Source organism: Borborobacter xinjiangensis (assembly GCF_047739745.1).
Taxonomy (GTDB): Bacteria; Pseudomonadota; Alphaproteobacteria; order Rhizobiales; family Rhizobiaceae; genus Pseudaminobacter.
In genome coordinates this window covers 198,255-219,690 of record NZ_JBLLVA010000003.1, presented here as the reverse complement: position 1 = coordinate 219,690, position 21,436 = coordinate 198,255, and the positions used below count along the sequence as shown (strand labels likewise).

Genomic DNA, 21,436 nt, shown 5'->3' with positions numbered 1-21,436 from the left:
GCCGCTCACCCTCAAGATGCAGCTTTTCCCTGCCGACAACGAAGACATGATCCCGCTGATGGAGGAACTGGTTGCGAACAACCAGGTGCTTAAGTTTGAAGTCGGCGGCAAAAGTTACGGAGCGATCCGGAACTTCATGAAGTGGCAGCGGCCCAAAAAGCCAACCTACGTCCACCCCGCTCCGGAAGCCGTCCTGAAATACGTTGCCGCCACTGGAGCCGAAGGCGGAAATCGTGAGCCAACAGATGGCGACCGTTGCGAACCAGACACCGCTTCAGGAGGCAACGGTTCCGTACCGGTTCGGAACCAGTCCCCCACCGGTACGGAAAAGTCTCCGCAGAGGAAGGAGGTAGGAGGTAGGAAGAAGGAAGAAAAGGATTCTTGTCCGAAACCGGCCGCTGGCCGGATTTCGTACCCGCCCGCTTTCGAGGATGTTTGGAAGGCTTATCCGACCGACAAGCTGATGTCGAAGAAGGATGGCTTCAACGCCTGGAAGAAGCTGGCGGATGACGACAAGGCCCTGCTGGCAAGGTCGCTGCCGGCATTCACCGCCTACTGCCAATCCGATCCGAGCTACCGGCCTGTCCACTTCGTCCGCTACGTCATCAGCCGCCGGTTCGATGGTATGGCGGATGACAGTCAGCCGATCCACACTCGGCAAGCGGGAACCATCAACGGCAAGCCCCTGCGGGATGCCAATGGCAATCTCACCAACGCCGCTCTGTTCGGGAGGGGCTGATGCACGACACCCGCTCCGCTTTGGCTGAACACGGCATTCGCCTTCGGGACGACAAGCCGGGCAACCACAAAACCGTCTGCCCGAATTGCTCGAGCAGCCGGCGCAAGAAATCCGATCCCTGTTTGTCGGTGACCGTCGAAACCGATGGTCGTGCTGTCTGGAACTGCCATCATTGCAGCTGGACTGGCGCGACTGGCGGCGAGGGTTACCGGCCGGCGCGCGAACGTCGAACCTATCGCAGGCCAGAGCGTGTAGCCGCGCCGCAGCGCCCGGAAACGCTGATCGGTTGGTTCGGCAAGCGCGGCATATCGCCGGCGACTGTTGAAAAGTTCGGCATCTACAAAACCCGGCAGTGGTTTCCGCAAACGGAGAAGGAGGAGGATTGCATCGCGTTCCCCTACGAGTGGGATGGTGAACTCCGCAACGTCAAGTACCGCACCGCGAGCAAGCATTTTCGGCAGGAGAAGGACCCCGAGCCGGTGTTCTTCAACGCGGACAGCATCGCCGAGGGTGAAGACCTGATCATCTGTGAAGGCGAAGTTGATGTGATGTCGTTTTCGGAAGCCGGCTTCGTGCATGTGGTCTCATTGCCGAACGGCGCACCCTCGGGCCCGGAGACCAGCGACAAGCGCTACGAGCCTTTTGGCACCCACTGGGACGCGGTGATGAAGGTCAGGCGCGTCCTGATCGCCACGGACATGGACGCGCCCGGCGAGCAACTCGCGCAGGAGATCGCCAAGCGCGTCGGCAGGGATCGCTGCTTCCGCATCCGGATGCCGTTGCACAACGATGTTCAGTGCAAGGACGCGAACGAATGTTTGGTCGAACACGGCACCGAGGTTCTGCGCGAGTGTGTCGCCCAGGCCGAACCATGGCCGATTGATGGCCTGCACGATGTCGAGGATTTCGCGCTCGACGTAATGGACCTTTACCACGGCAAGGGTCCGCAGCCGCTGACGACCGGCTTTGCCGAGCTCGACAAGGCGTTCAAGTACATTCCTGGTCAGTTCATCGCGGTGACCGGCATCCCCAACCATGGCAAGTCCAGGGTGATCGACCAGATCGCGGTGCAGACCGCCCGCTTGCGCGATGAGAAGTGGGCCATGTTCTCGCCCGAGACTGGCGAAGCCAACCACGTCGCCGACCTGTGCGAGATATGGGCGGGTAATCCGTTCTTCGACGGGCCGAACCTCCGCATGACGGAGAACGACGTTTCGGCCGCTTTGGCCTGGCTGAACGAGCGCATCTACATGCTTGGGGCGGTGGAGCACACGCCGTCGATCGACTGGTTGCTGGAGCGCGCCCGCGCAGCGGTCATCCGCTACGGCGTCAAGAACATCGTCATCGACCCGTACAACGAGCTCGAAGCCTCCCGGCCCGACAAGCAGACCGAAACCGAGTTCGTCTCCCAACTGATTTCGAAGTGCAAGCGCTTCGCCAAGCACCACGAGTGCACGGTCTGGATGGTGATCCACCCGACCAAAATGCGCAGCACTGATGACGGGAAGGACCCGGTCCCGGGCCTCTACGATCTCGCCGGCAGTGCCCATTGGCGCAACAAGGCCGACGCCGGTTTGGTCGTCTACCGCGACTACGAAAAGGCGGCCACCTTCGTGATTTCAAAGAAGATCAGGCGGCAACCGATGTGCGGTCGGCCGGGGGCGGTCAAACTCCAGTTCGTTGGTGCCGATCGGCGATTTCAGGACATTCGAGACAGCTATGCTAGCCTCGGGAGCGAGGCCATATGAGCAAGAAACGCCGCTTCCCCCAGCACTTAACCGACCAGAATACCGGCCTCCCTTGCCGCGTCCAGAAACGCCAAGCGGGCCATTGTCATACTGCGCTTTCTCTCCAGGGTCGCCACGCAGAGTTTACGGGCTTCGTGATACTTTGGCCCTCGTCGGGACGGCCATTTGTTGATCAAAAGATCGATCGCCTGACGTGCGTTGGCAACATCGTAAAGCACATTACCGATCGCAATTCGCACGGGAACGTCAAAGCGGCGCTCCATCGGGGCAGTTCACATTGCCAATATCCGAGCTTCGGATGCGGCATCAACAAAGGCGCATCTGGCCTGAACCGGCGTTGCACTCCCCGCCATTGCAGCCAAGAGGGACTCGTGGGCAAAGCGCTGCTTCGGTCCCGAGCTAGCGGGCCACTTGTCACTTCTCAAGCAGTTCCTCGCTTCCAGTATCGACGTGACCAGGAAGGTCTTCCCCGGTTTGCCAAACCGAATGCGAACGGGTTTGTCAAAGCGTTTAGTGCCCATCGTAAGAACTCCGCAATGGTTCCACCGCCGCCATCAACGCTTGGCGATGGGACTAGTTGCACAGGGCATGTGGAGAAAACCGCATGACGATAGCCGAGCGCAAGGCCCGTGAAGCCTATGACCGGGAGAACCCTTGGCGACCGATGGCGGAGGCCGCGCCGGACGGAACAGTTTGCGAGCTGCTGTTCAACGACATGGTCGGCAGCTTCGATGCGGGACCGAACCGGTATTTCCTCGACCTCGACGGCGACTGGTATCGGATCGATCCGCCCGAGCGGGTTTACACCGCGCCCATGAACTGGCGGCCCGCGTATGTGCGGCTCACCATCGAGCGGCGGCATTACCTCAAGAAACAAGCGAACACGAGGCGCAACGCATGAAGATAAAGGTTCCCGGCTGTATGTCTCTTGCCGTCAACGATTTGCGCTGGTTTGCGGTGCGGGTTCGTGGCGGCATGGCTGATCCGGTCTTCGCCGAGTTGCAGGACGCCGGATATGACGTCTACCTGCCTCGCCGGCGGTACGACCGTTATAACCGGCGCATGCGTGTCATGTCCGAACGGTCGGAGCCGCTTCTTCCCGGATATCTCTTTGTCGCGCATCCGCGCCGCGGCGGCCAGCCGGACGATTGGAGCGAGGTCCGAGGCGTCAATGGCGTGGTCGGCCCGCTCAGCAGTACTGTCGCGCCGCTGGTCATCCCCGCCGCCGTGATCGAGGCCATTATCACGGCCGAGTTCGAAAGCGCCTACGACGAAACAGCGGCGGCGAAGCGGGCGCGAGGGGATACCGATAGGAGCCGGCTGGAACAACGTTTCAAGCCTGGGCGGCAGTTCGTTGTGAGCGACGGCCCGTTCGCTTCGTTCCTGGCTGAGGCTGACAGCATCACTCATGATGAGCGGGTGAAGACCCTTGTCGAGATATTCGGCCGGATGACGCCGGTTGTGTTCGAGCCCGAGCAGCTTGAGGACCTGCCGAAAAAGGGCAAGTCGAAAGCTGCCTGATCTACGATTTATGCACCGCCGAACATTGCTGTTGTCGATTTGACGCAAATCACTTATATTCGGCGACGGATAATTTGCTCGTCTTTGTTTGGGGCCTTCGGGACTGCCAGCGGAGCAACCCCAGCTCAAGCAGATGCCTTGAGCGCGATGGAGGCTTGTCCCAAAAATTCAGTTGTTCACGATCATCTCTGACGCGCGCTTTACGACCAAACGCAGTCGTGCCGGACTGTAGCCCTTCGCCGCCGCGCAATTCCCAGACAAGCCACGGGCGTTATAGCGGGCGCTCGGAGGTCGATATGAAAATCGAAAACGTACAGTTGGCTACGCGGCGGACATCGGAAAGTGGGTTCGAGTCCCTATGCACGTTTAGTTTGGAGTTGACGCCCGAGGTAAAGCTTTATGGGTTGCAACTGCTAAAGGCGCCGGACGGCAAAATCCTGGTGCGCGCACCCAAATCGATGAACGGAAGCGCGTGTTGGTCAATGGCGCCTCGCTTAAGGGAGGAAATCGCCAGTCTCGCCACCGCAGCAATGCAAGATGCCTTTTTGCGCGGCGTGGTACGCAGAATGGAAAAGATCGCTAAGCTATAAAGCAGAAGGGCCGCCCTAGAGGACGGCCCAAAAGCTATGAGGGTCGATTCGTTAGCGGAACAGCGACAGGATTTGCTGAGCGGAACCGTTGGCGATCGACAGCGCCTGGATGCCAAGCTGCTGCTGGACTTGCAGCGCCTGGAGGCGGGTCGACTCTTCGTTCATGTCGGCATCGACAAGAGCGCCAATGCCACGGTCGATGGCGTTTCTCAGATCCTTGACGAAGTCCTGCTGCGAGTCGATGCGGCTCTTGACGGCACCGAGATCGGAAGCGGCCGTGGTGACGCTGGCGATCATATTATCGATGCCCTGAATTGCGTCATCAAGAGAAACGTTGAAAGCAACAGCGTCCGTAATGTCGATATCCATTACGTTGTAATCAGCGCCGCCGGAGCTGGCCCTGACGTTGCTGACCGAGATCGCGGAAGCCGTGGTAGCATCGTTGCTTGTGAAGCTAATGACACCGCCCGCAACCGTCACGCTGACATCATCCGTTGCGGTTGCGCCGACCGTCAGGTTGGCGTTCTCCAACGCCTTGGTCAGAGCCAAGACCATCTTGGCATCGGTGTCGATGACGCCCGTGGCGTCACCAATCGACGTATCCGCGGTCGCCTTGTCGATGGTGATTCGAATGGCATCTCCACCATCGATCGAGAGGTCGAAAGAGATGCTGTCATCGGCGTCGAGCGTGACGGATGCAAAGGCGTCCATCGCGACGGTTGAATTGGCGGCGCCAGAAGCGCTGTTGGCCGTGAACCCTGCCGTCAGGGTGTTGCCACCAGCTGATTCGAGGAGGCCCGAGCCCGTCGCGTTGGCATCGAACAGCGAGATTCCAGCAAGCGAGATGTCGATCGTCCCAACCGAGACCACACCATTGGAATCGCGCGTGAACGAAGCTACGACCGACTGAGTGGCGCTATAATTGCCGCCGGCGGTCGAATCGACCGAGAGCCAGTTTGAGCCAGAAAAGTTCGCAGACGAGGCGATGCTCTGCAGCGAGGTCTTCAACTGGTCGATTTCGGACTGAATTTTTGCCTTATCGACTCCCGGCTGGGTGGCCGCGACAAGTTTGGTCTTGATATTGTCGAGAACGTCCTTGGTGGCGTTCATTGCGGTATAGGCAACGTCAACCTGCGCGGCGCCAAGGCCCAGAGCGTCCTGAACCGTCGACATTGCCTTGTTGTCAGAACGCATGGTGGTGGCGATCGACCAATAGGCGGCGTTGTCAGAAGCTTGGGCGACGCGCAGACCGGTCGAGATGCGGCCCTGAGTGGTGGCGAGGTTCTTGTTGGTGGCGCTCAAGCTCTGGAGCGCCGTCATTGCGGACGCGTTGGTGAGAATGCTAGACATACTCATTATTCCTTTGAACTAGATGAGATTTCCGGTTCATCCGGCTGAGTAGGCTTGCATCATGCAGACCCGACTGGGTTCCCGCTCTCCGAGAATCAGTACACTAAAGGGTATTACCGAAAGCCTAATGCAAAGCAATCGCCTAAGGGCAGCTCGGCAGCTCGGCAGCTCGCTTGGCTCATAACCAAGAGGCCGTCAGTTCGAATCTGACTGCTCCAACCAGTTCAGGACGACGCAGGCCGGCAACGGTGCTGCACTCGCCGGTAAGCCAGTATCCCGGTAATAGGCGGCTGACTTCTGGATGAGAGCTGTCCGTCCTGACACGAGGCGCGACACGGTGAATCTCCAAGGCCGTAGCCGTTCAAAAGATCGGTGCAATGTCGAGAGTGTTGGAGCCTCGACCGCCTCGCTTCATTAACCGTCCATCAACCCGCCGAGGGCTCTATAGTGTCGCGGAGGGTACGATGAGCGAGTTAGATTGGCAGCATGAGGCGGTCTGGAGAGCAATCGACCAGATCGCGACCGATTGTGCACTTTCAACGTCACGACTGGCGATTATGTCGGGCCACGACTCGACGGCCTTCAACAAGTCAAAGCGCGTCCGACCGGATGGGAAAAAGCGTTGGCCCTCGGTCGGGGCGATTGCCAACGTTCTTCGCACTGCCGGAATGACCTATGCCGAGTTTGGCGCCCTCGTCGACCAGAAGATGGCGCGGCGCGAACAATAGGCGAAGGCCACCCGACTACTTGCCGTCTTTGGGGTAGAAACGAGATATCACGCCCTTGAGCATCTCGACGGTCTTCTTGTCGTGCTCGATGTCGCTTGCCGTTGTGTCAACCCATACCGGGTTTTCAGCCGTCATCGTCCTCGTCGAAAAATTGCCTTCCTGCATCAGCCGGATACGATGTTCGATGATTGCTATTTGTTCTTCGTAATATTTGCGCACTCGTCCCTCCGGGAAAAGCGAAGCTAACCACCAATGCCTCTCACCGACAAGGTGGCGTGAGCATGCCGACCAGACCGCCAGTCCACCGTCCGTTGGTAACCACCGGCAACCGCCAGCAAGAGCGTTAGTGGATCAGCTCGCAATGCGGAGCCGACGCTCGTATGCAAAGGCATCAGTTCGGTATCAGTTCAAGCTGCTGATCCAGTTGCTGCGGATCGGATGTCAGGCTTTGCACCAGGATCGCTCCTGCAAGTATCCCGCCTTCCAGTAAGGTGGCGAAGCCTTGGAGAAAGCGGAGCGCTATTCGCAGTGGGAGTGAGTGCTTCATTTCGGGGCAAACGAGTTGCCGTCTTTGCGGTTCCCCCGCAGCGAGAGAGGCTGTGACACACCGCACTAACCACCAATACCTCTAACGACAAGCGGGTGATCGGTGCTAGGCCGCCAGTCCATCGCCCTCCGGGCGCTACCGGCAACCGGCAGCGGCCGGCTCGCGCAAAAAACACCGGGGCCTCCAACCGACAAGCAGGCATGAGCACATGGCCCGCAACAGCTACTATCGTTCTGAGCATTGGCTGAAGCTGAGAGCGGCAGCGATCGGTCGTGATGGTGGCATCTGCACCGTGCCAGGCTGCAACGCTAAAGGCACTCACGTCGATCACATAAAGACCCGACCCAACAGCGATAGCCCGACATCGTTCGATGTGCTCCCAAACCTGCGCACGCTCTGCTCCTCCCATGACGCACAGGTGAAAGAGCTTCCATCAGGCAAGCGCAGGCGAGCCGGCAAGCTCGTCGTCAAGGGCGTCGACAAGCACGGATGGCCATTGGACCCGAACCACCCGTGGGCGAGGTAGGCAGCCTTCGCACCCGCACGCATGAATGTTGCATCGCGGTAGGGGGGCATCAAATCCTGAGGGCCTTCAGGGGTCCAGACCGCCCGGGGCAAGACTTTCGCTAAACCGTAACAATTTCGGTTTTCAGCTGAGGAAATTTTACGATGGCAACACGAGGTCGCAAGTCGGCCGCGTCACTCGAACTTGCGACTGTTTCGCCGGTTGAGGTGATCGCGAGGCCGGTTTGCCCGCACGATTTGGGCGACGAGGAATCGGAAGTCTGGTTTGCCGTGGTCAATCGGTTGCCGGCTGACTGGTTCCCGGCCGAGACGCTTCCGCTGCTTGTTCAGTATTGCCGTCAGGTGGTGCAGGCGCGTCGGATCGCCGAGCTGATCGAAAAGGCGACCAGCGATGTCGACGAGGACGGCAAGTCCACTTTGTCCATCAAGGATTACGATCGTCTTTTGAAAATGCAGGATCGGGAAAGCCGGGGCATTTCGTCTCTGGCGACCAAGATGCGCATTTCCCAGCAGGCGACGACCAACCATCGCGGCAACGCCAAAGGCTCGATCACAGGAAAGAAGCCGTGGGAGTCGTGACACGCGGCGGGCGCAACATCGCCTGGATCGAAGCTTGGCTGAAAATTCCCGAGGGACGGGACGTTGGCAAACCGGTTCGGCTGCGCAAATGGCAGAAGGACGAGATCAAGAAGATATACGACAATCCGGCCGGCACGCGCCGGGCGATCCTGAGTTTCGGGCGCAAGAACGGCAAGACGGCTCTCGCGGCTTTCCTGCTCCTGCTACATCTATGCGGGCCGGAAGCGCGGCCGAACTCGCAACTGTTCTCGGCGGCGCAATCGAGGGAGCAAGCGGCGGTCCTGTTCGCACTGGCGGCCAAGATGGTGCGGATGAATCCTGGTCTCGACATCAATCGTGGCGGCTTTGTCGGGGTTCGTGACAGCGGCAAGCAGCTTTACTGCCCGGAACTTGGGACGCTTTACCGGGCGCTTTCGGCGGATGCGTCGACGGCTTACGGCCTTTCCCCCGTTTTCATTGTTCATGACGAGCTCGGACAGGTGAAGGGGCCAAGGTCGGAACTTTATGAGGCGCTGGAAACGGCAACCGGCGCGCAGGACGATCCGATCTCCATTGTAATCTCGACGCAGGCGCCGACTGATGCCGATCTACTGTCGGTGCTAATCGACGATGCGAAGAAAGGGGCCGATCCCCGCACCGTCGTCAGCCTCTACACCGCTGATGAAGGCCTCGATCCGTTCTCGGTCGAAGCGATGAAGGCCGCGAACCCGGCCTTCGGCGATTTCCAGAACCCGATTGAGACGCAGGCCATGGCGGAAGACGCCCGCCGCATGTCGAGCCGGGAGCCTGAATACCGTAACCTGATCCTGAACCAGCGCGTCGACATGAACGCGCCTTTCGTCTCGCAATCAGTGTGGAAAGGGTGCGGCGCCGATGTGATTGCCAGCTTCGAGGGCTTGCCCGTCTATGGTGGCCTCGACCTGTCGGAAACGGCCGATCTGACCGCGCTGGTGCTTGTGGCACCGGCCGATGGTGTTTGGCACGTCAAGCCGACGTTCTGGCTGCCCCGAGCCAATCTGGCGGACAAGGCTCGGATTGACCGCGTTCCTTACGATCTCTGGCACCGCGAAGGTCACTTGATGGCCGCACCGGGCAAGACGGTCGACTACGAGTATGTCGCCGAACACATTCGCGGCCTGTTCGATCGGCTCGACATTATGAAGATCGCGTTCGATGCCTGGAACTGGCGGCATCTGAAGCCGTGGCTGCTCAAAGCCGGGTTCGATGAGGCCCAGCTTGAAGGCGACTACGCGGTCTTCGAGCAAATGAGGCAGGGCTTCCAGACGATGAGCCCGGCGCTTCGTGACCTGGAATCGTCGCTGCTTAATCAGAAGATCGCGCATGGAATGCACCCGGTCCTGACCATGTGCGCCGCCAACGCGACGGTACAGACCGACCCTGCCGGCAACCGCAAACTGTCGAAAATCAAATCTCATGGTCGAATTGACGGCATGGTCGCGCTGGCCATGGCGATGAGTGTCGCCGGGACCTACGAGGCTGACACAGGCCCGTCATTCTGGGAAGTCGCATAGGGATATCTGCTTATGGGCTTCTGGAAACGCATCTTCGGAATGGAGGCAAAGAGCGGGCCAACAAACTCGCTTGAGCTGTTCCGTGAGGTTTACGGCGGCGGCCGGCAGTCCCACGCCGGTAAGCTGGTTAATCTCGAAACGACACTTGAGGACGATACAGCCTACGCCTGCATGAGAGTGCTGTCGGAAGGCTGTTCGCAGGTTCCGTGGCATCTCTATCAGAAAGTTGACGGTCGGCGTTCGGTCGCCTCGGAGCATCCGCTTGATGACCTTCTGTATCGCGCGCCGAATGCCTGGGGCCAGACGAGTTTCGAATTTCGCGAAACGTTGATGCTTCATCTGCTGGTCGCCGGCAACGCGTATGTGTTCGTCAACCGCGTCGGCAGGGAGCGCAAGGTACGCGAACTGATCATCCTTGAGCCGCGCCGCGTGTCGGTGAAGCAAAAGGCCGATTATTCGCTGGAATACACGGTCACCGCCGATAATGGCGAGCGCCAGGTGTTCGGCAGGGACGCAATCTGGCACCTTCGCGGCCCATCCTGGAACTCATGGGCTGGCCTCGATGCGGTAAAGATGGCGCGGAATGCCATCGGGCTGTCAGCGTCGTTGGAACAAGGACAGTCCGAGTTCCAGAAGAACGGTGCCAACATTACCGGCATCGTCTCGGTCAAGGATAAGCTGGACAAGGACCAGTTCGAGCTTCTGTCAAAATGGATCGAGCGTCACCAGATTGGCGGTGATCGATCGCATATGCCGCTTATCGTGGATCGGGAAGGAAAGTATATGCCCACGGCAATGACTGGCGTCGATCAGCAACTGATCGAGACGCGCCGGCATCAGGTCGAAAGCATTTGCCGGCGCTTCCGTGTCATGCCGTTGATGGTGGGGCATCCCGCCGACATGGCAGCGCGTGCCGCAACGGAATCGATCTTTCTCGTCCACGTCACGCACACGCTGATGCCTTGGTATCAGAGAATTGAGCAGTCTGCCGATATCAACCTACTGAGCGAGGAAGAGCGGAAGGCCGGTTATTACACCAAGCTCAACCCCGATGCCTTGATGCGTGGTGCGACCAAAGATCAGGGCGAATATTTCGCCAAGGCACTCGGCTCCGGTGGCGGCAAGGGCTGGATGTCGCAGAACGATGTCCGCGATACGCTCGATCTCGACCGTTCCGACGATCCCGAGGCCGACAAGCTGCCGCAGCAGATCACCAAGCAGCCTCCGACAAACCCGCCGCCCGACCCGGCCAGCGAGGAATAGTCCCCATGGACAGAATTGAAGTGAAGTTCGCGGCCGATGAGATCGACGCGAAGACGGGAGAGTTCGCCGGTTATGGCGCTGTGTTCGGCAATGTCGACAGCCACGGTGACGTGATCCCGCCAGGCGCTTTCAAAGAGACGCTGGGCGAGTGGGAACAACGCGGCCGGTTGCCGTCGATGAAGCTGATGCATGGCACGGCGCTGAACCCTTTCACCGGTGACGATCTCCCGATCGGCAAGTGGCTGGAAATGCGAGAGGACGGGCGAGGCCTGTTCGTCAAGGGCAGGCTGTCAGGTCTCGATACCGATCACGGCCGCCGAATTCATGGTCTCATGCGAGATGGCATTCTCGACGGGCTGTCGATCGGCTTCAAAGCGCGCCGGGCAACCAAGTTGACCGGGCCTGCGAAGCGTCAGCTCGACGCTGTGGCGCTGTTTGAGGTGTCGCTGGTCGACGATCCATCGAACGACCGGGCTCGGTTGACCGACGTGAAGTCGGCCGAACTCAAAACCATTCGTGAATTCGAGGAAGCGCTGATCAACGGGATGTTGCCGGCACTTTCGGCGAAGGAAGCCAAGGCTCTGTTGGCCGGCGGCTTTAAGGCCATCCGATCCGAGCGGGATGCCGGTGAGATGAGCGATGAACTGGCGGAAATCATCCGCCGAAACACTCAACTCTTGGTCCGTTAGGAGATTCCCCATGGACATGACCGAAATCAAGTCCCTGCTTGACCAGCAGGGTGAGGCCTTCGCTGCGTTCAAAACGACGCTCGAAACAGAGATGAAGGGCAAACTCGACAAGACCGACCCGATCCTCACTGAAAAGCTCGGCAAGATCGAAGCGTCCCTCGACAAGGCTGTCGAAGCCAAGGCATCGCTCGAGGCGGCAATTGCCGCCGAAAAGAAGGAGCGCGAAGACCTGGAAGCCCGCCTCAATCGCAATGGTATCAAGGCCACTGGCGAAGAGGCGGCCAAGCGTGAACTTGAACTGAAGGAGTTCAATATCCTGCTTGCCTCGGTTGCTGCCGACCGCAAGAAGCAGGTCTCGCCGCTCGATGAGAAGGGTTATAGCGAGTATAAGGCGGCGCAGGAACGTTTCCTTCGCGATGCCAAGGAGAACTTGACGCCGGAGGAAATCAAGACCCTCTCGGTCGGTTCCGATCCCGACGGCGGCTACTTCGTCACGCCGGACACTGGCGGCAAGATCGTCAAAAAGGTTTACGAAACCTCTCCGATCCGCCAGATCGCGTCCCAGCAGACCATTTCCACAGATGCCTTGGAAGGCATCGAGGATTTGGACGAGGCCGGCGCCGGCTATGCCGGTGAAAAGGCGCTTTCCGGCGATCAGAAGACGCCGCAGGTCGGCAAATGGCGCATCCCGGTGTTCTGGATCGACACTGAGCCGAAGACCACCCAGCAGCTTCTCGATGATTCCGCCGTGGACGTCGAGGCGTGGCTGTCTGGCAAGGTTGCCGACAAGTTCGGTCGGTTCGAGAACCGTGAGTTCGTGACCGGCGCGACCAATATCCGGGGATTTACGTCCTATGATATCGCAGAAGACGGCGGCCACGGCGTTGACTGGGGCAAGATCGGCTATGTTAAGACCGGCGTGAGCAGCGATTTTGCTGCATCGAACCCGGCTGATCAGATCCTCGACCTGATTGGACTGCTCAAGGCGGCCTATCTGCCCAATGCTCGCTTCGTCACCCGTCGCTCGGTGGTGACGAAAATCCGCAAGTTCAAGGACGGCACGACCAATGCCTATCTGTGGCAACCGTCGTTTGTCCTGGGCGACCCGGAGCGCATTGCCGGCTATCCGGTCACGCGGGCGGAAGACATGCCGGCGCTTGCCAGCGGTTCGTTGTCGCTGGCCTTCGGTGACTTCTCGCAAGCCTATCAGATTGTCGACCGTCAGGGCATCCGTGTCCTGCGCGATAATCTGACTTCCAAGCCCTACGTGAAGTTCTACACGACCAAACGCACCGGCGGCGGTGTCCTCAACTTCGAGGCCATCAAGTTCCTGCGCTTCGGCAACGGCTGATCCATTCGGGGCGGCTCCGGTCGCCCCGCCCCTCCATCGTTCTCATTTCAGGAAAGGACACGCAAATGCGTGATCTCGCTTCGAATATTGGCGTTGCGGCGACGCTTGTCCCTGCGACCCAGGCGGCAACCCTCAAGGGCACGGCCGTCTACCTTCGCGACTATGACAGTGCGGCTTTGGTCATCAATACCGGCGCGATTGTCGGTGCAGGCCTCTACGTCATGTCCTTGCAGGAATCGGACACCACGACTGACGGTGATTTCACCGACGTGGCGGCCGACGACATGGTAGGCTCGTTGCCGGCCAGCCTTGCGGCCAGCTCGACCTACAAGGTCAGCTATGTCGGCAACAAGCGCTATCTCCGCGCCGTCATCACAAAGACTTCCGGCACGTCGATCGACGCCGGTGCCGTTGTGGTGCTCGGCCGCGCGCATCGTTCGCCGATAGCCTGACATCAATCGGGGCGGCGTTCGCGCCGCTCCATCCTCTTTTTTGAGGGCAGCTATGTATTCCACCTTCACCGTCACAACGCCGGCTTCCGATCTGTCGCTTTTGACGGTGGAGGAATTGCGCGCTGCAGTTGGCGTGACCGATGCCAGCCAAGACACCGCTTTGATGACGCTCGGCCTTCGGCTGTCGGCATCTATTGCCAAGCAGTGCGGTGTTGCTTCGGACGGTGTTTGGCCGGCTACTCTTCTTGCCGAAACTTGCAGCGAAGTCTTCCGGCCATCCCGTGGCGCCAATTCATTGGTTCTCGCTCGTCGGCCTGTGAGCGAAATCATATCAGTTGATGAGAATGGCGCGGCGCTGTCCGCGTCGGATTACGAGGTGAGCCGAGGTTCTGGCGTTCTCACGCGCATTTCTGCTGATCGTCCTGTCTCTTGGCCCAGCGGCAAGATCACGGTCGTCTACAAGGCTGGATACGACACCGCTCCGGGTGATCTGAAGCTTGCGGCATCGAAGCTGGCGACGGCTCTCTACAGTGAGACGGCACGCGATCCGAACCTCAAGCGCATCGATATCCCGGATGTCGAAGAGCGCGAATATTGGGTTGCTCCGTCTGACGATCCGCTGCTTTCGGCTGAAATCAGCGATCTTCTCGCTCCATATCGACAGGTATTTCTCTGATGGACCCGGTTGCCGATCTGGACGCCGCGCATGCGAGCCGGGGTGAGGAAATCGTGATCCGCCGCTACACGGCGACAACCGGAACGCCGCGCCCGAAGATCGACATTGCGGTTCGCGCCACGGTGCGCCCGATGAAAGCTGAAGACCTCGTTGGTGGCATTGATCAAACCTATTCCAAGGTCATTGTCAGCCCTACCGGACTGTCGCCGCTCCTTCCGTTTAAGAAAGGCGACAAGGCGGTCATTCAGGGTCGTGAGCGCAATATCGAATTTCCGCAACCGATCTTCGACGGTGACAGGCTCGTGCGCCTCAATCTTCTGGTGGCAGGCTGATGGCCGGATTCGAAACCTTTGACCGCGAAATCCGGGTCGCGACGGAAGGTTTGAGCCAAGAAGCCGTTTCAAGGGAGCTGGCGCGGTTCGCGCGGGCCGAGTTGGCAAAGGCTTTGGCGGGCGGCGCATCCCCGCAATACGACCGATACGTCAACGGCCGTCTCGGCGCGCCGGAAGAATCGGTCATCGCGCCGGGGCCAATCCTTTACGTCTTCTCGAATTGGCCGCTGGTCATCAATGCCGCGCTCGCGGAATTGCAGAAGCGCGCACCGCGCCGCTCGGGGCGATTTGCATTGTCATTCATCGTGCTCGTCGGCGGCCAGATCGTCAGCGAGTTCAGCGCGATCCCATCCGAGGCGGAAGTCATCATCACCAACTTCCAGCCCTACGTGCGCAAGGCCGAAGGTGGACGCCTCGGCATCCCACGCCGGCGGTTGTTCGATGGCACCAAGAACGCTATGGCGCGGCGGTTTCGCGAGGTCTTCCGCTTCGAAACGCGCTTCCTCGATATCAAGGGCGGTGTGCACCCGATGATCCCGTATCACCTCAAGCGCAGCCAGGGCCGCCGCAAGGACCGTCAGGCCGGTATGCCGATCACCTATCCCGCAATCGTCATCAACGCGGCCTGATCATGTCGAGCCCGACCGCCTTCGACGCCATTCATGATCACCTCGTCGCCCGCTGGGCGGCGACCGATCTGGTGTTCGAGAATGAGGACTATCAGCTTCCGGATGTGCCGGCGCATTTCGTCTATGTTGAGGTCTTCGGCGATCTGCTCGAACAGGACACGTTCGGCGCGCCGCAGAACAACGAATGGCTGGAGACCGGGCAAGTTTACCTGCACGTCATGACGCCGAACGGCACCGGCAGCGGTGAGGCACGAACGCTGGCCCGCGATCTCAGCTATCTTTTCCGCGAACAACCGCTTGGAAGCATGCACTTTCGCGAAATGTCGATCGGCATGGGCGAACCGGCAAAGACGTTTGGCAATTACTTCGCCATGACGCTGTCGATCACGTTCGATCGCCGCGACGTCACCGTTCTTCCCTGATCTTCACCAGCCCGGCAATCGGGATTTTTCCATAAAGGAGACCTACCATGACCGTTGCTGACGGCTCACAGACTCGCCTTGCCGACATTTCTGAAACAGTGATCGGCACCATTCCGGCCACGCCCGCCTTTCAGGTGATGCGCTATGTCTCGGAAGGCATCCGCCTCGCCAAGCAGACGGCGGTTCCGGACGAAATCCGCTCGGATCGCAACGTGTCGGACATCGTCGACATCGGCCGCATGGTGCAGGGGCCGATCAACACGCTGCTGAGCTATGGCACTTTCGACACATGGTTCGAGCGCCTGTTCTGTTCGACCTGGGCCGGCGATGTCCTGAAAAACGGCGTCGAGCACAAGACCGGCACGCTCGAAAAGACCTTCGAGCATGGCCCCAGCGATTCCTACATTCGGTATCGCGGTTGCCGCTGGAACACGCTCGACCTCTCGCTTCAGGCCCGCCAGTTCGTGACGGCAAACTGGGGTGTCATGGGCATCGGCTCGCCGACGCCGACGAATGCGATCATCACCGGCGCCACCTATGTCGCGGCAACCACGACCCCGGTGCTGAATGCCGGTCTCAATGTCGGCGCACTATCGATCACTGGCGTTGCCGCCGCACCGAAAATCCAGTCGATGAACATCCAGATCAACAACAACATCTACGCGAACGACGTGATCGGCTCCTATGAGCCTGACAGCCATGGTCTGGGCCGCTTCGATGTCACCGGCACCATGACGGCGCTGTTTGCCGATCTGGACCTCTACAACGCCATTCTCGATCATGACGACCTGGCGCTGTTGATCACCATGGGCGCGGCGACCGGCGAGAAATACACGCTGGAAATCCCGAAGCTGAAAGGGCTCGACGGTGGGCCGACCGTCGGCGGCAATGGTCGGGCAGTCATCATCGAAATGCCGTTCCAGGCCAAATATGACGCGACTTCGACGGCATCGCTGAAGCTGACGCGTGCGGTGGTGTGATGAAGAAGGCCGCCGCGACCGTCTCGGCCCAGACCGAGACCTTCATTCCGGCGCATGACTTCGCCGGCTATCCCTTCGGCCGCAAGGTCGATTTCCGGGCTGGGGTGGAAAGCATCCCGGTTCCGGCCGAGTTCGCGCAGCTCTGTCGCGAAAAGGGGCACGTCGCCTCGACGAAATCGGCACCCGACGCCGAGTAAGGTTCTGCGCAGAAACGGCGGCAGGTTGTCGGGCCTGCCGCCACCCTTTTCCGACAAAGGACATCATCATGACCGTCAAACTTGCCTCACTGAAGGCCGATCTCGCGCGTGAAGCCGAGGGCGACTGGATCGAATATCCCGACTGGCCCGGCGTCGAGTTCAACGTCTCGTCGCTGCATCTGCCGGCGTTCACGATCGCCCGCGACCTGATGTATCAGCGTTTCGCGCGCGTCTATAAAAGGAAGCCGGTTCCGAAGGATGTGCTATCTGCCGAGATCGGCAAGCTCTTCCATGCGCATATCCTGCATGGCTGGCGTGGCCTCGACGTGCCGTTCTCCAAAGAAACCGCGCTGGAGACGCTGACCAACCCGGAATACCGCAACGTGGTAGCGGCGGTGGAGTGGTGCGCCGCCAAGGTTTCCGATCTCGACATTGAATTCGTCGAGGATGCGGAAAAAAACTCCGCAGCGCCTTCCGCCAAAGGATAGGTCGGCAAGGCGCTGAAAAGTACGACGACTGGCTGGCCGAGATCGCGCGGGAATTCCCAGAAGAAGAATGGCTCCAGCCGGAGCCAGACGATCTCACCGAAGATGTAGAGCCGCAGCCGTGGCACTCGCTTTACTGGCAAGCCTGGGAGGCTCTCAGGTTCGATCGCCAGTATGGCGCGTTCGGTGGCGAAACGCCGATCTCCTACCTGGCAATCAGCCAATACGCCCGCGATCACGACATCGGTGGGAGCGACCTCATGCTGTTCCATCGGTTCATGGCGGCGATCGACGGCGAATGGCTTGAGCATGTGCGCAAGCGAGAGAAGAAGGAGGGTGCGGAGAGATGACGACCGAGCGTCGGACCTTCTATCGCGAAGTCGAACTGCTCCCCAACGGCGAACTTTTGACGCTGCGAAAGTGGTGCACTATCGACGGCTCAAGCGGTGGATCTCTGTCTTCTCAGCGCGCGCCAGATGAGGACAATCTTCCGGAGACGGTTCAGAACAGCAAGCCAGCGTTTCTGACGGATATGACGTCGTAAACCGGTTTTGCCCTGTCATCTCGACGGTCGCTTTTGCTCCGCACTTTGAACAACGTACCTCTCCCATTCCCGCCCCCGTTTAAACGAGCGGCAGCTTATCCCTTTCGCCGGAGAAATCCATGGCAGTAGAACTCCGCACACTGCGCGTCTCGGCTGATATGGACGCCAGCGGCTACGTCGCCGGCGCCAAGGCTATCGAGACGGCGAGTAAATCCGCCAGCGCGGCCAATGCCGGGCTCGGCGCCAGCGTATCGCAGACGGACCAGAAGGTCAGCCAGGCCGGCGACGTGTTGGCCCGGCTGTCGCGGCAGTATGTCGATGGCTATGCGTCGGCGCAGCGCATGAACAGCGCGGTCAACGCGCTGTCTCGCGGCCTTGAAACCGGCAAGATCACCATGAGCCAGGCGGTGCCGATCCTCGACGGCATCTACAAGAAATACGGCCAGATGGCTGACGGCGCGCAGTTTGCCGCCAAGGGACAGCATGAATTCGCCGCGGCTGTTTCCGATACCAGCGCGCGTCTATCAGCTCAAGCCGCAGCGGCGAACGCGGCAACGGCGGCGACCACACGGATGCATTCCGCTGCCAATGCGAATGCTCGTGGCGCCGGCAGCTTCCACACGGCCAACATTGCCGCACAGTTTCAGGATGTGGGCGTCACGGCCGCTATGGGCATGTCGCCGATCCAGATTGCTCTCCAGCAGGGCACCCAGCTTTCCGCCGTGTTCGAGGACATGCGGTCGCGTGGCGAGAGCGCCGGCGCCGGCCTGCTTGCCGCATTTTCGAGCATCATCAGCCCGGTCTCACTTCTGACGATCGGCATCGTCGGCCTGACCGCCGCAGCGATCCAGTATTTCTCGACTGGTCAGGATGAATCGAAGGCCCTTGACGATGCGCTGAGCCGGCACGAGGACAATATCCGGCGCATCAAGGATGCTTACGGCGAGGCAGCGGAGGGTGTGAAGGCCTACGCGCGCGAAAGCACCAACTCATTTGCTTTAATGCAGGCCGCGTCTGCTGCCGAACTGCGCATGGGGATTGCGGCCGGCGCTCAGTCTGTCCTTGGCAGCGTCACCGGCCTGACGGAGCAGGATTCCCGGACTGGAGAGGTCCGGAATATCCTAAATTCCGAGTTCAAACCGTTCGAGGAAGCAATCGAGCATCTTCGGCGCACGGCAGCGGCCGGCGAACCGGACATTGCCGGCTTCCGCCGCATGGTGACGGAGCGTTGGGACCTTGAGCCGAACAACGCTGCCTTGCTTGGCACCGCATCGGCGCTGCTGAAGACCACCGACGATTCCTACAAGGCGACCCTCGCGCTGACGCAAGCCGAAACCGCTCTGGACCAGATCGGCGATACGGCGAGGCGCAATGCGGAGGAGATCAAGGCCTTTGCCGACGCGATGGAGCGGCTGACGCGGATCGCGGCAGAGCCGATGTCCGACCAGGCATTGGCCATGCAGGAGCTGGTTCGTGCTCGCAATGCCGGCGGTGACCAGATCACGCGCATGGCGGCCGAACAGGCTTACCGCGATGCGATCAAGCGCATCGAGAACCGGGAAGCTGGCGCTGCTGTCCCGATCCCGACGCCGCGGCCAAACGATATCGACCGGCTCGACCAGGAGGCTAAGGCCCGCAACCCGGGCGCCGATTTCCTGCGGTCGCAGCAGGAGCGGATTGAATCGCTTAAGCTGGAAATGAGCCTGATTGGCGAGACGAATGCCGTTCGTGCTCGTGCAATCTCGCAAATGCAGGTGGAACAGCAAATCCGCCGGGCAGGCATCGACGCAAACAGCGCCGAAGCCAACAGCATGCGGATGAATGCCGCTGCGATCACCGAATATCAGCTTGCGCTCGACGAGGTTGCGAAGGCGCAGCAGGACTTCAACGAGCGGACCGAGTTTTTCGCTGGCCTCGGTATGGACCTGTTCGACGGCTTGACCAGCGGCGCGAACGGCCTGGCCGATGCATTGAAGCGGATTGTCAATGCACTGGCTGACGCCGTGCTTCAGGCAGTTTTGCTGGGGAAGGGTCCGCTTGCCGGCCTGTTCGGGACAGCTCCGCAGGGCGGCGCAAGTGTGGGCGGGCTGTTCGGCCAGTTCTTCGGCAGTGGGCCAGCGAGATCGCCTTCCAGTTTCGTCGATGGAGCCGCTGGCGGATTTGGCTCTGTTCTCGGCTATGTGAATGACAATTACGCGCCCGGTGCCGTCACGCGTGCTGCTTTGGCTCCCGTTGGCTCCTCAAGTCTTGTTGGAAACAGCATTGAGGTTCAGACGTGGAATTTCTTCAAGGGCAAGGGTCTTGCCGATCACCAGGTGGCGGGCATCATGGGCCACGTTGGAGCTGAGAGTGCCTTCCGCCCGAACGCCGTTGGTGACGGTGGCAATGCCTTCGGCTTGTTCCAATGGAACGATCGCGGTCCTTCGATGAAAAATTTCGTCGGTGCCGACTGGCAGACAAACGTCAAGGGTCAGCTCGACTTTGCATGGCACGAGCTCCAGACCTCAGAGCGCAAGGCTCTGGATAAGGTCCTCGCCTCGACGGACGTGCGCGGTGCCACCAAGGCATTCGGACAGTTCGAGCGTCCATCCGGGTATTCGGCGGCAAATCCGGAGGCAATGCACAATTTTACGGGGCGGTTGGAGGGCGCAGAGAAGGCCCTTGGCAAGTTCAGTGGCACGACCGCTGACGTCACCAAGGGTGCGGCTACTGCGGCCGGTGGTTTGAACGATCTCGGCGGAGGGTTATCCAAGATGGGAGACGCCCTCAGCCAGTTTCCGGCGGCTCCATCCGGTGGCATCGGCGGCTGGTTCAAGGGGCTATTCGGTGGCGGGCCGGGTTTTAACATGGACCTGCTTAGCACTCTGCCCGCTGCGACCCAGGCCACGGTGTTAGCGGGTGGCTTCACCGGCTTATTCTCGGAAGGCGGATACACCGGTCCAGGGCCGAAGAATAAGCCGGCCGGCGTGGTGCATGCCGGCGAGATCGTGTGGTCGCAGGCCGACATCAACCGCGCCGGCGGTGTTGCCGTGGTCGAGGCGATGCGCAAGGGCCTGTCCGGCTATGCCGAAGGCGGCGTTGTGACAGGTGCGAATCCGGCCATGCGGATGCCAGCCAATTCGAACGGCGGGCCGCGTCTCGTCGTCAACAATCGCACGATCAACAACTACGGCGCCGATGCTGTGGTGCGTAGCGAGGCGAACATCGAAAACGACGGATCGCTGTCGATCGAGACGATCATCGATCGCGTCGTCGCACTCAAGCTCGCCAACCGAGGCACCGCGTCCAACAACACGCTGCGCCGGTCGTTTGGTGCGCAGCAGGCATTGAAGAGGCGCGGCTGATGGTTGACGCTTGGCCGGCCTCGCTGCCGCAGTATCTGCTTCGCGATGGTTATTCCGGAGGCCTTGGCGACGGGCGCATTCGCTCTCGGCCGGACGCTGGTCCGCCGAAGGTTCGCCCGCGATCCTCGGCGATGCCCGAGCCGTTGCAAGGCCGGATGATGATGACCGGGGCACAACTCGCCGTCCTCGAAGCTCAGTAGCATCCTACTTCGA

The 21,436-nt window shown here is 60.3% G+C and carries 27 protein-coding genes and 1 tRNA gene; 24 read left to right on the top strand and 4 right to left on the bottom strand.

What is annotated here, in order from left to right:
• The first annotated feature begins 46 nt into the window (after positions 1 to 46).
• Together ACLKMW_RS05540 and ACLKMW_RS05535 are read left to right on the top strand one after the other, a co-directional pair.
• Positions 47 to 739, top strand: coding sequence for a hypothetical protein (locus ACLKMW_RS05540; RefSeq protein ID WP_415723396.1), 693 nt, complete (start codon positions 47 to 49; stop codon positions 737 to 739).
• Entirely contained in the window at positions 739 to 2,487 is a 1,749-nt protein-coding gene (locus tag ACLKMW_RS05535) for a DnaB-like helicase C-terminal domain-containing protein (protein ID WP_415723395.1), read from the top strand. Before ACLKMW_RS05540 ends, ACLKMW_RS05535 begins: the two co-directional genes overlap by 1 nt.
• A 26-nt stretch (positions 2,488 to 2,513) precedes the next feature.
• Here the strand turns inward: ACLKMW_RS05535 and ACLKMW_RS05530 are convergent, their stop codons facing one another.
• Together ACLKMW_RS05530 and ACLKMW_RS05525 are read right to left on the bottom strand one after the other, a co-directional pair.
• Complete coding sequence (locus ACLKMW_RS05530) at positions 2,514 to 2,750, bottom strand: DUF982 domain-containing protein (RefSeq protein WP_415723394.1); 237 nt, start codon at positions 2,748 to 2,750, stop codon at positions 2,514 to 2,516.
• Between the two features lie 9 nt (positions 2,751 to 2,759).
• Complete coding sequence (locus ACLKMW_RS05525; protein ID WP_415723393.1) at positions 2,760 to 3,008, bottom strand: DUF982 domain-containing protein; 249 nt, start codon at positions 3,006 to 3,008, stop codon at positions 2,760 to 2,762.
• 83 nt (positions 3,009 to 3,091) lie between these two features.
• Here ACLKMW_RS05525 and ACLKMW_RS05520 point away from each other — a divergent pair, with 83 nt between their 5' ends.
• From ACLKMW_RS05520 to ACLKMW_RS05510, 3 genes are all read left to right on the top strand, one after another.
• Positions 3,092 to 3,388 carry a hypothetical protein gene (locus ACLKMW_RS05520; protein WP_415723392.1) on the top strand — a complete coding sequence of 99 codons (297 nt, stop codon included), beginning with the start codon at positions 3,092 to 3,094 and terminating at the stop codon, positions 3,386 to 3,388.
• Positions 3,385 to 4,008, top strand: a complete 624-nt coding sequence (nusG, locus tag ACLKMW_RS05515) for a transcription termination/antitermination protein NusG (protein ID WP_415723391.1) — start codon at positions 3,385 to 3,387, stop codon at positions 4,006 to 4,008. Before ACLKMW_RS05520 ends, nusG begins: the two co-directional genes overlap by 4 nt.
• Before the next feature lie 296 nt (positions 4,009 to 4,304).
• Positions 4,305 to 4,598: a hypothetical protein gene (locus ACLKMW_RS05510; RefSeq protein WP_415723390.1), complete on the top strand. Its 294-nt coding sequence runs from the start codon at positions 4,305 to 4,307 to the stop codon at positions 4,596 to 4,598.
• A 51-nt stretch (positions 4,599 to 4,649) separates the two neighbouring features.
• Here the strand turns inward: ACLKMW_RS05510 and ACLKMW_RS05505 are convergent, their stop codons facing one another.
• Positions 4,650 to 5,948 carry a flagellin N-terminal helical domain-containing protein gene (locus tag ACLKMW_RS05505; RefSeq protein WP_415723389.1) on the bottom strand — a complete coding sequence of 433 codons (1,299 nt, stop codon included), beginning with the start codon at positions 5,946 to 5,948 and terminating at the stop codon, positions 4,650 to 4,652.
• Between the two features lie 147 nt (positions 5,949 to 6,095).
• Between ACLKMW_RS05505 and ACLKMW_RS05500 the strand changes: the two genes are divergently transcribed.
• A tRNA-Met gene (locus ACLKMW_RS05500) sits at positions 6,096 to 6,166 on the top strand.
• 246 nt (positions 6,167 to 6,412) lie between these two features.
• Positions 6,413 to 6,676, top strand: a complete 264-nt coding sequence (locus ACLKMW_RS05495; RefSeq protein ID WP_415723388.1) for a hypothetical protein — start codon at positions 6,413 to 6,415, stop codon at positions 6,674 to 6,676.
• A gap of 15 nt (positions 6,677 to 6,691) precedes the next feature.
• Here ACLKMW_RS05495 and ACLKMW_RS05490 read toward each other — a convergent pair whose 3' ends face one another.
• The gene (locus ACLKMW_RS05490; RefSeq protein ID WP_415723387.1) at positions 6,692 to 6,895 is read right to left on the bottom strand and encodes a hypothetical protein; all 204 of its coding nucleotides are present in this window, start codon (positions 6,893 to 6,895) and stop codon (positions 6,692 to 6,694) included.
• A gap of 536 nt (positions 6,896 to 7,431) precedes the next feature.
• Between ACLKMW_RS05490 and ACLKMW_RS05485 the strand changes: the two genes are divergently transcribed.
• The 17 genes from ACLKMW_RS05485 to ACLKMW_RS05410 all read left to right on the top strand — a co-directional run bounded on the left by ACLKMW_RS05485 (position 7,432) and on the right by ACLKMW_RS05410 (position 21,423).
• Positions 7,432 to 7,749: a hypothetical protein gene (locus ACLKMW_RS05485; RefSeq protein WP_415723386.1), complete on the top strand. Its 318-nt coding sequence runs from the start codon at positions 7,432 to 7,434 to the stop codon at positions 7,747 to 7,749.
• 143 nt (positions 7,750 to 7,892) lie between these two features.
• Positions 7,893 to 8,327 (top strand): hypothetical protein, encoded by a 435-nt coding sequence (locus tag ACLKMW_RS05480; protein ID WP_415723385.1) that lies wholly within the window; start codon positions 7,893 to 7,895, stop codon positions 8,325 to 8,327.
• A complete protein-coding gene (locus ACLKMW_RS05475; protein ID WP_415723384.1) occupies positions 8,315 to 9,859 on the top strand; it encodes a terminase TerL endonuclease subunit in 1,545 nt (514 codons plus the stop codon). Before ACLKMW_RS05480 ends, ACLKMW_RS05475 begins: the two co-directional genes overlap by 13 nt.
• 12 nt (positions 9,860 to 9,871) lie before the next feature.
• Positions 9,872 to 11,122 carry a phage portal protein gene (locus tag ACLKMW_RS05470; protein WP_415723383.1) on the top strand — a complete coding sequence of 417 codons (1,251 nt, stop codon included), beginning with the start codon at positions 9,872 to 9,874 and terminating at the stop codon, positions 11,120 to 11,122.
• A gap of 5 nt (positions 11,123 to 11,127) precedes the next feature.
• Positions 11,128 to 11,811: an HK97 family phage prohead protease gene (locus ACLKMW_RS05465; protein ID WP_415723382.1), complete on the top strand. Its 684-nt coding sequence runs from the start codon at positions 11,128 to 11,130 to the stop codon at positions 11,809 to 11,811.
• Positions 11,812 to 11,821: 10 nt separating this feature from the next.
• Positions 11,822 to 13,162, top strand: a complete 1,341-nt coding sequence (locus tag ACLKMW_RS05460) for a phage major capsid protein (RefSeq protein WP_415723381.1) — start codon at positions 11,822 to 11,824, stop codon at positions 13,160 to 13,162.
• A 65-nt stretch (positions 13,163 to 13,227) separates the two neighbouring features.
• Positions 13,228 to 13,614 (top strand): hypothetical protein, encoded by a 387-nt coding sequence (locus ACLKMW_RS05455; RefSeq protein WP_415723380.1) that lies wholly within the window; start codon positions 13,228 to 13,230, stop codon positions 13,612 to 13,614.
• A gap of 133 nt (positions 13,615 to 13,747) precedes the next feature.
• The gene (locus ACLKMW_RS05450; protein WP_415723379.1) at positions 13,748 to 14,290 is read left to right on the top strand and encodes a hypothetical protein; all 543 of its coding nucleotides are present in this window, start codon (positions 13,748 to 13,750) and stop codon (positions 14,288 to 14,290) included.
• Positions 14,290 to 14,622, top strand: a complete 333-nt coding sequence (locus ACLKMW_RS05445; RefSeq protein WP_415723378.1) for a hypothetical protein — start codon at positions 14,290 to 14,292, stop codon at positions 14,620 to 14,622. The genes ACLKMW_RS05450 and ACLKMW_RS05445 overlap by 1 nt, the downstream gene beginning before the upstream one ends.
• The gene (locus tag ACLKMW_RS05440) at positions 14,622 to 15,251 is read left to right on the top strand and encodes a hypothetical protein (protein WP_415723377.1); all 630 of its coding nucleotides are present in this window, start codon (positions 14,622 to 14,624) and stop codon (positions 15,249 to 15,251) included. Before ACLKMW_RS05445 ends, ACLKMW_RS05440 begins: the two co-directional genes overlap by 1 nt.
• Positions 15,252 to 15,253: 2 nt before the next feature.
• Positions 15,254 to 15,673 carry a hypothetical protein gene (locus ACLKMW_RS05435; RefSeq protein WP_415723376.1) on the top strand — a complete coding sequence of 140 codons (420 nt, stop codon included), beginning with the start codon at positions 15,254 to 15,256 and terminating at the stop codon, positions 15,671 to 15,673.
• Between the two features lie 47 nt (positions 15,674 to 15,720).
• Entirely contained in the window at positions 15,721 to 16,653 is a 933-nt protein-coding gene (locus tag ACLKMW_RS05430) for a phage tail tube protein (protein ID WP_415723375.1), read from the top strand.
• Positions 16,653 to 16,850 (top strand): hypothetical protein, encoded by a 198-nt coding sequence (locus ACLKMW_RS05425; protein ID WP_415723374.1) that lies wholly within the window; start codon positions 16,653 to 16,655, stop codon positions 16,848 to 16,850. Before ACLKMW_RS05430 ends, ACLKMW_RS05425 begins: the two co-directional genes overlap by 1 nt.
• Before the next feature lie 68 nt (positions 16,851 to 16,918).
• The gene (locus ACLKMW_RS05420) at positions 16,919 to 17,338 is read left to right on the top strand and encodes a hypothetical protein (RefSeq protein WP_415723373.1); all 420 of its coding nucleotides are present in this window, start codon (positions 16,919 to 16,921) and stop codon (positions 17,336 to 17,338) included.
• A complete protein-coding gene (locus ACLKMW_RS26540) occupies positions 17,287 to 17,685 on the top strand; it encodes a phage tail assembly chaperone (protein ID WP_458575165.1) in 399 nt (132 codons plus the stop codon). Before ACLKMW_RS05420 ends, ACLKMW_RS26540 begins: the two co-directional genes overlap by 52 nt.
• 313 nt (positions 17,686 to 17,998) lie before the next feature.
• Complete coding sequence (locus ACLKMW_RS05415; protein ID WP_415723372.1) at positions 17,999 to 21,223, top strand: phage tail tip lysozyme; 3,225 nt, start codon at positions 17,999 to 18,001, stop codon at positions 21,221 to 21,223.
• A complete protein-coding gene (locus ACLKMW_RS05410; RefSeq protein ID WP_415723371.1) occupies positions 21,223 to 21,423 on the top strand; it encodes a hypothetical protein in 201 nt (66 codons plus the stop codon). The genes ACLKMW_RS05415 and ACLKMW_RS05410 overlap by 1 nt, the downstream gene beginning before the upstream one ends.
• Positions 21,424 to 21,436 lie beyond the last annotated feature (13 nt).